Origin of the sequence: Streptomyces sp. NPDC127084 (assembly GCF_042724175.1) — a bacterium.
Classification (GTDB): Bacteria; Actinomycetota; Actinomycetes; order Streptomycetales; family Streptomycetaceae; genus Streptomyces.
Genome location: NZ_JBHXFA010000048.1, coordinates 34,545 through 42,974, shown reverse-complemented (window position 1 = coordinate 42,974; position 8,430 = coordinate 34,545). Strand labels below are relative to the sequence as shown.

Here is an 8,430-nt window from a genome sequence, read left to right as displayed (position 1 = left end):
GGGGCGTGCGTGCTTCCCCCCCCCCACCGCTGCGCCCCGGGCCCCCACAGCGGGCCCCAACCGCCCCCGGGCGGGGATCGGGCGGGGGCCGCGCCCACCCCCGGGTCGCGGCCCGGCGGAGTCACAGGTGTGGACCCCCGGGCCCCGCTCGGTGCCGAGCCCGGCGGGCCGGCCGCGTCCCGCCCGATTCACACGCGGGGAGGATCATCCGGCACCGCGGGAGGCTTGACGACGATGTGCTCGCCCCGGGCGGCACGCTCGGCGTACGCGAGGGGGCGGGGCTGCCGGGGCCGCCGGTTCCCGAGCCACCGCGTGCGAGCGGCGCGGTAGCGCCCTATCGTCGCCGACGTGAACGGATACGCGGCGGTGTACGAGGTGGTGCGCGAGCCCCGTCGCAACCCGGCCCGGGGGACAGGGCGAGAACACATCGGGACCGTCCACGCGGCGGAGACCGGCGGCACGGGGGGACAGCCGGGCCCGATGACCGTGTGCGGGCTCGCCACGGACGGCATGCCCCCGGTGCCAGGAGACCGGCCCACGGAGGGGGCCCGACACCCGGTGGCCGCCGCTGAGCGCGATCGTCATCTGCGCCGCGTGCGACATGGAGACCTGAATCCCCGGCGTACCGTTGTCGGGACCGACTCCTGGTCCGTCAGATCGAGCGGTACGAAGCCGGCATGACCTTCTGGAACACTGGCGCGCAGCGCTGCGACCGCCGTGCGGGTGCGGTCCGGGCTGCGTGCGGCGACCGTCACCCGCGCCCCGGCCGAGGCCAGTTGCTCGGTGACGTGGAAACCGATCCCGCCGCTTCCGCCGGTGACCAGTGTGGACCTGCCCCGCAGATCGGGGAGCCGCCCCGGGTTCCAGGGGTTCGTGTTCACGGAGCGCCGTCACCATCACGCACGGCAGGAACGTCCAGCCGGCCCCTACACAGGTGACCATGACGCCCGCGACCGCGGGCCTCACGGTCCTGGACAACTGGTAGCCCGTCGTGGAGAGTCCAGTCGCGCCGCGGCGTGCCTCGGTCGGTTGATGGTCGCGTGCAACGTGGTCAGCGCGCTGCTCGCGCTGACGCTCGGGCTGCGGAAGTGTGTGGTCAGAAGCATGGTCACGGGAGCCTGAGGGGGCGTGTCGATGGGCTCTGAACCGGGCCGTGGGCGGGTGATTCCGCTGGGATCCTGCGACCCCATGCTTTGACCACAGGGCGGGAGCGTGCCCACCGGCATCGTCCGTTCGGGCCGGGGGCGGAGGAGGTGGACCCCGGCTCCCGGGCTCGGGCTGTGGACGCCTTGGGGCCGGTGCTGCCGGCGGACGCGCAGCCGTGCTGGTCAGAGGCGGACAACGACGAGGGCGATGTCGTCGCGGGCCCCGTGGCTGACCCCCAGACGGGCCAGCACGGTGTCCGCGAGACGCTCCGGACCCAGTCCGGCGCAGGACTGGGCGAGAGTGTCTGTCAGGCGGGTCAATGCCGTGTCGACGTCCATGTCGCGGCGCTCGATGAGGCCGTCGGTATACAGCAGGAGGGTGTCGCCCTGGCGGTAGGCGATGTCGGCTTGTGGCCTGGGGACATGCTCGGGGCGGGCGCCCAGGGGCGGGTCGGTGGCCTGGTCGAGCAGTTGGCAGGTGCCGTCGCGGTGCATCAGGACCGGTGGTGGGTGGCCCGCGCTGGAGTAGACGATCACCCGGGAACGGCAATCCACCAGTGCCGCCACAGCGGTGGCGGCCAGAGCTCCTTCTACGGAACGGGCGTACAGGCCGAGTACTTCCAGGGCTTGGGCGGGACCGGCCGCGGCGCGGACTGCAGCGGACAGGGCGCTGCGGAGCATGCCCATGACGGTTGCGGCCCCCAGGCCGTGGCCGACCACGTCGCCGACGACGACCGTGAACCGGTCATTGGGCAGGTCGATTGCGTCATACCAGTCTCCGCAGACATTGAGTGATCCGATCGCGGGGAGGTAGCGGACGGCTACATCCTCGTGCCGGGCCAGGTCCGGGGAGTGCAGCATGGCCTCCTGCAAGGTGAGGGCGACCTGCCGCTCGCGCGCATGGGCCTGGCGCAGTTCCTCGTTCAGTCTCTGCAGTTCCTTGGCTCGGGTGTACAGCTCGACCTCCATGGCTTCTTCCCGTTCGCCCCAGGAGGTGGCCGGCTGTTCGCGGGGGCGTCGGTCAAGCATGAAGGCAGTCACGTCCTCCACTCGGTGGATGATCCATGCCACCTCCCGGTCGGGCCCCAGCACGGGGGTGTTGACGGGAGACCACCAGCGTTCCTCGAAGGCCCCGGGCTGACCCGCAATGGGAATGTCGTACTTCTGCACTGCCATCGTGTCCGGCTGGCGCATGGCCAGCACCCGTTCCAGCGATGCCGACAGGTTCCGCACTCCGTCCGCCGTCGGATCGGCCGGATTGTCGGGAAACGCGTCGAACAAGTACTGGCCCACGAGATCGTCACGGGCACGTCCGGTGGCACGGCAGTACGCCTGGTTCACGCCGACGATCATCAGATCCGGGCGCAGGACCAGGTAGGGACTGGGAGTGGCAGCGAACAACTCGGCGTAATCGACTTTCTCCGCGACCACGCCCGACGTCCCAGACGCCTGGATGTCCACTCCTCCAATCTACGTCCTACCCCAGGGTTCGGAATCCGCGATACCGGATCGCGGTCGTCATCGCGCTGGGGTGTGGACTGCGTCAGGGCGAGGCGTCCGGGCTCTCACCGCAGGACACCGACTTCGAGCGTGGGGTCATCTGTGTGCGCCGTCAGGTGCAACTGCGCTACGGCCGCTTGTACTTCGTACTGAGGGCGGTAAGACGCGCGTCGTCGACATGCCCTCGTCGCTGTCGGCGTACTTCCGTGAGAAGGGCCAGCGGTGGAAAGCCTCCCGCGAGGACGGCTTCTACGTCCTCCGCCACACCTACGCCTCGGTCCCCCTCGAGGCGGGCGAGTCCATGGTCACGCTCGCTTGGTGGCTCGGCCACTCAAATCCGACCATCACCCTCGACCACTACGCTCACTTCATGCCCGAGGCCGGTGGAAAGGGACGTGCGGCCATATATGCCCTGCTCGGCATAGTGCCCGACTACGCACCTCGAAGCGTCACCACGGCGTGATCAACGGGTGGCGCAGCGGCGCTGCTGTGCCACCCATTTCGGGACGCTCTGTGCTTGCGAGCTGGTGAGGGTGCGGACCGTACGCCGGCCTCCGCAACCGTGGCCGCGCAGAAGCGCGCCCGCACGGCGCGCCGAGCATTCTCCCCAGAGGGCTTGAGGAGACATCGCTGACCTGCGGAAAGCGACTGAAGAAGTGCTCTGACCTGCGGTGATCCCTCTTTCCAGCCATTTCGCTCTGCTGTCCATTTACGCGGCCGATCCTCCCCAGCCGCTCCCCAGCGGGGCTTCATTCTCCCCAGCGGAGGCTGACTCGGAGGGGAATCGCTGCTGGTCGGGATCGTGATCCGCGCGTCACGGCAGGCTACGCGACGTAGCGGAAGCGCGGTAGGAGCAGGCAGGTCGCGGTCTGCCCGGCGGTGCTCGCGGTTGGGTGTGATGGCTGAGTCCGCGGCACGGTGGCCGGCTCTGACCGGGCGGTACGGCGTGGGCGGGCTGCGAGGTCGCCATGGGCAGGGCCAGGCCGGCGACCAGGACCAGGCCGGCCACCAGCGTCCGCGGCAGCCCACCCCGCCACGAGTAGCGCACTCGGCGACCGGGTGGTACCGACGACGGAAGGCCCCCTCCGCCCCACCCCTGCGACGATTTGACAGAGAGTCAGAACCATCCTCCCGGCCGGGTTTTACCCCGATGGAATCGAACGGATTGTGACAGTTCGTCATATTCGGCATGTTCGGGGCGCGCGACCGTCCCGACCAGGGCCGGGGCGGTCGCCTGCGCGCCCACCGAGACCACACCTGGTCCGGTGCCGCGACTGAACCGGAGGATCCGGGGCACGGAGGCGGGCAACTGGACCCAGGCACGGTGAGCACGACGGGCCGGGAGGGGCACCCTCCGCCGACAATCACTCGGCAGGGGGTCGCTCAGGAATTCGTCGACCCGGCGCAGGGTGGCGCACCCACAACGCTTACGCACGTGCCGTACGCGCCTGACGATCCCTCGGATACCCGTAAGGCATGTGCGAAAACAGCCACTTGCCCTACATGCGTGCTGCCTCGCTGGCACCCGAGAGAACTCCGTGGTGGACCTGGCCTCGCCCTGGAAGAGCGACCGGTTCGCCAACCGCATCCGATTCAGACACGCCACGGTCCACGCGATGCTGGAAGCCGGCCACAGCCGCCGTTCCATCGGCCGCCAACTCCACATGACGCACCGCACCGTCAAAAGCCTTGCCGATGCCACCAGGCCAGAAGACCTCTTCACCGGTCAGTACCAGTTCAACCGAGCCTCCGCGGTTCGACTGTTGGTCGTGCTCTCCGGCGCCTCGCACGACGCGCCAGGGAACATGCAGTCGGCCCTGCCTGGGATAATGACGTATCCATGAGGAAATCGGCTGATGGTGCAGGGAAGGTCGCGCAGGAGCGACCACTGGGGAACGATCACGCGGACGTGGCGGGGAATGGGGACGCGCTGGTACCGGCCTTGGAGGAGACGGCGACGACGCTGGTCGGCAGAGCTGACGAGCTGAGGCGGCTCGGCTCGATGATCGGCGGTCTGGGTCAGGACGGTGTTCCCTCAGTCGTGGACATCGCCGCAGACGCCGGTATGGGGAAGAGCCGGCTGCTGAGCGAGCTCTGTGCGCGGGCGCGGCGGGGTGGGCTGACCGTGCTGCGCGGCAGGGCCACGGAGTACGAGCAGCACACTCCCTTCCAGACGTTCACGGACGCGTTCGCCGACCTCGATCGTGCCTTTCTCGGCCCGGATGGCGTGCCCGGGGCGGCGGCACCGGTGCTGCGCGGAGCCGACAGTGTGCAGGGCTCGGCATGGGGTTCGGGCCGCGACCGGTTCGGCCTCTACAGGGCCGTCGCGGAAGTGCTGACCAGGCTCGGGGAGCGCAGCGGGGTGGTGATGGCCCTGGACGACCTGCACTGGGCGGATCCGGCGTCATTGGAACTGTTGGACCATGTGATCCGTCACCCGGTGGGCGGCCGGGTGCTGCTGGTCGTGGCCCGAAGACAACGGCAGACGCCGCACTCCCTTGCCGCCGCTCTGACACGCGGCATCGACAGTGGGGCCGTACTTCGCATGGCGCTGCGACCGTTGCCCGAGCAGGCGTCGATCGAGGCGCTTGCCTCCGACCTGCCGCCCGGCGACGCGAAGGAGATCTATGAATCCAGCGAGGGTAACCCGCTGTACCTCCACTGCCTTCTGCACGCCTACCGCCATGGCGCGCCGTCGCGCGGCACCACCGTCCGGGCCCACGACGGTACGTCGTCCGGAGTGCTGAGCGGACTGGGATCCCTGCTCCTGGACGAGCTGACCGCGCTGACCGCGACGCAGCGCCGTACCGTCGAAGCGGTTGCGGTCCTCGGCGACCATGCCACACCGTTAATGCTGAGCCTGACGACCGGACACACCACGCCCGAGGAACTCGACGACTGTGTCAGTGCACTGGCGCGGCGCGATCTGCTGCGCAAGGGGGCCGACGGCCGCTGGACACTGCGCCACCCGCTGCTGCGGGCGATGGTGTACGAGAACACCGCCGCACCACGCCGCGCCGAGATCCACCGCGGCGCGGCGGAGGAACTGGCCCGCGCAGGTGCCTCCGCCGCCGAGCGCGCTCATCACGTCGAGCGTTCGCTGGTCGGCTGGGATCCCGTATCGGCGGCCGTGTTGAGCGAGGCGGCCGGCCAGTTCGCCCACACGGCGCCCGCGACGGCCGCTCATCTGCTGGACGTCGTCCTGCGACTCATGCCTCAGACGCCCGCCTGCGCACAGCGGCGTGGAGAATTGACGCTGGCGCGCGCCAGAGCACTCGGTGTGGGCGGAAGCCTGCGGGAAAGCCGTGACCTGCTCCACACCCTGATCAGCAGGTCCGGGCGGGACGACGCATCGCTGCGCAGCGATGCGATAGCGCTCTGCGCCATGATGGAACGCCATCTCGGACACTCCCCGGAGGCGACAGCCCTGCTGCAGCGGGAACTCACCCGCAGTCCCGGCCCTGAGCCCCGCCAGGCGGTCTCCTTGGGACTCGCGCTGGGCATGGCCGCCTTGAACACCGTCTCCTATCCCGACGTACGTGACGAGATCGAGCGGACGCTCGCGGTGGCCCGTTCCAACAGCGACCTCATGGGAGAGATGGGGGCCTTGGCGCTGGGGGCGCTGGGTGAGGCGTACGAAGGGGAGACGGCGGCGGCCCGCAGGTTCGCCGATCTCGCCGCCGGGCTCGCAGACGGACTGACCGACCCCAACCTCACGGAACTGTGCGAGTCGCTGGTGTGGCTCGCCTGGGCGGAAGCCCTGCTCGAGCGCTATGCCGACGCGGAGCGGCATGCCGAACGGGGTCTGGACATCGCCCGCCGCAGCGGTCAGGTCCATGTGCTGCCCCACCTGCTGAGCAGCAAGGCCTTCGTGCACCTCAGCACCTGTCGGATGCCGTCCGCCCTGGAGTCTGCCGAGGAGGCGGAATCCATCGCACGAGCCATCGGCAGCAGTGATCTCCTGACCTTCACGCTGTGCTTCAAGGCGCTGATCCTGCTCGTTCGCCGCCCCCTGGGCGACACCAGCGCCCTGGCGACCGCCGAGGAAGCCGTGGCCGCGGCCGGAACAAGCAGGCACTGGTGGGCATCGCTGGCCGGGTGCATGCTCGGCCACACGGCGCTCGTGAGCGGTGACCCGAACCGGGCGCAGGAAGCGATCCTGAAGGCGGGCGGTCCCGAACTGCTGGGGCTGCAACCATCCATACGCCCCGGTCAATTGGACACCCTCGTCAGCACCGCCCTCGCGGTCGGCGACGTTGAACAGGCCGCGAGGTGGGCCGCACGGGCCGTCGAGGAAGCCGACCGGATGGGTCTGCAAGGTCAGCGCGGGGCGGCTCTGCGCGCCGAAGCGGCGCTCGCCCAGCACCGCGGCGACGGCCGCGCGGCCGCAGACCTCTTCGAGCGCGCCGCGCAGGCGTATGCGCCGTCCGGTGCGACGCTCTGGGAGGCGTACTCCCTGCTGCTGGCGACCGTCCAGGCGCAGGCGGCAGGCGACCTTCCGCGCGCCGTCGCGATGTGGGAGCGCGCCCGCCGTATCGCCGACGCAGGCGGCGCACGCCTGCTGTCCGACCTGGCCGGGCTCGTGCACCCCCAGCTCGAGGGACCCTTGCGCACACCCACGGAGCTCGACCAACTGACCGTACGGGAGCGGGAGATCGCCGAACTCGTCGCCGAAGGACTGAGCAACCAGGCCATCGCGACGAAGCTGTACCTCAGCCGCCGTACAGTCGAGACTCACCTGTCGGCCGTCTACCGGAAGACCTCCGTGTCCTCCCGCTCGGCGCTGGCAGGCCTCATGACGCGTGCGGCCCTCGACCGCCGCACGTGAACGACCCACCATGGTCGAGGTACGACGCGTGGTTTGGCCGTGGCCTCCCGGGTCAGGCCGTGGCCTTCCGGTAGTCGCCGAGGCAGCGGAAGCCGCCCCCGGCCGCCTGGAACAGGCCGGGCAACGGGTAGACGAGCAGGCCGACAGCCGCGACCGAACCCACTGACAGGACAAGCGCCCCGGGCCTTCATGGGGATCACGAGGCTTCGGGGCTGCGGCGCCTGCCGGGGGAGGTTCGACGGGGCCGCCATGAGGTGAACGCACACCTACGTAGTCGGATTAAGTGGTTTCACCGATACGCTCGGCCGTTGCCCTGCGAAAGGGTGAAGGCGTTGCGGGGGGCGAGTGATTCCGAGGCTCTCGTCGTGTGACGGTGGAGCCGGAGCCTCGCGTTTCCCGCAGAAGTCAATCGAGCAAGTGAGATTTCTTCAACTAGCTTCGTGGAGACGGAACATGCGCATACCTGCCCTGGCTGTCACCGTCGCGGTGGTGGCCGCGACGATAGCGGGAGGAGCGGCTCCGGCCGCTGCCGACACGTTGGTCAGCACGGTCAACCTGGAGGCCGGTGCCGGCCTCCACCACAATTCCGCGACTGTGACATACGAGCGTGTCGACGGCGCGGTGAACTCGGTCAAGATCATCTCGCTGCTTGCCTTCTCAAGCGAGCGCGACTGCGTCTGGGTGGAGTGGAACGACCCGAATGACGTGGGGGACGGTTGGGCCGCCCTCAACTCAGAGCCTCCTTGTTACGGCGGCAACTTGGGGGAGACGCCCAACAGGATCATCAAGGCGCCCAAGGGCCATCAACTCAAGGTGCGCCTGGCTGCCTACCATGACGGCGGGATCGAAGTGATCCACAAGGACATCGCCAAGCTTTAGTCGAACCGTGGGGGGCCCGCCTGCGGGGGGCGGTACGGGGTGGCCACCCCCCCGCCCCCCCCACCGAAAGGCCCCCGG

General features: G+C 69.7%; 6 protein-coding genes. 4 read left to right on the top strand and 2 right to left on the bottom strand.

Annotation, left to right across the window (positions count from 1 at the left end; all coding sequences use genetic code 11):
- Positions 1-581 precede the first annotated feature (581 nt).
- Both ACFWI9_RS14200 and ACFWI9_RS14195 read right to left on the bottom strand, forming a co-directional pair.
- Positions 582-881, bottom strand: a complete 300-nt coding sequence (locus tag ACFWI9_RS14200) for an SDR family NAD(P)-dependent oxidoreductase (protein WP_387161778.1) — start codon at positions 879-881, stop codon at positions 582-584.
- Between the two features lie 447 nt (positions 882-1,328).
- A complete protein-coding gene (locus ACFWI9_RS14195; RefSeq protein WP_387161776.1) occupies positions 1,329-2,606 on the bottom strand; it encodes a SpoIIE family protein phosphatase in 1,278 nt (425 codons plus the stop codon).
- 217 nt (positions 2,607-2,823) lie between these two features.
- On the opposite strand from ACFWI9_RS14195, the gene ACFWI9_RS14190 reads away from it, so the two are divergent.
- The 4 genes from ACFWI9_RS14190 (at position 2,824) to ACFWI9_RS14175 (ending at position 8,352) form a co-directional block, all read left to right on the top strand.
- Positions 2,824-3,108: a hypothetical protein gene (locus ACFWI9_RS14190; protein WP_387161775.1), complete on the top strand. Its 285-nt coding sequence runs from the start codon at positions 2,824-2,826 to the stop codon at positions 3,106-3,108.
- A 1,078-nt stretch (positions 3,109-4,186) separates the two neighbouring features.
- Entirely contained in the window at positions 4,187-4,489 is a 303-nt protein-coding gene (locus ACFWI9_RS14185) for a hypothetical protein (protein ID WP_387161774.1), read from the top strand.
- A gap of 65 nt (positions 4,490-4,554) precedes the next feature.
- Complete coding sequence (locus ACFWI9_RS14180; protein WP_387161772.1) at positions 4,555-7,473, top strand: AAA family ATPase; 2,919 nt, start codon at positions 4,555-4,557, stop codon at positions 7,471-7,473.
- A gap of 453 nt (positions 7,474-7,926) precedes the next feature.
- Positions 7,927-8,352 (top strand): hypothetical protein, encoded by a 426-nt coding sequence (locus ACFWI9_RS14175; protein WP_387161770.1) that lies wholly within the window; start codon positions 7,927-7,929, stop codon positions 8,350-8,352.
- Positions 8,353-8,430: the final 78 nt, after the last annotated feature.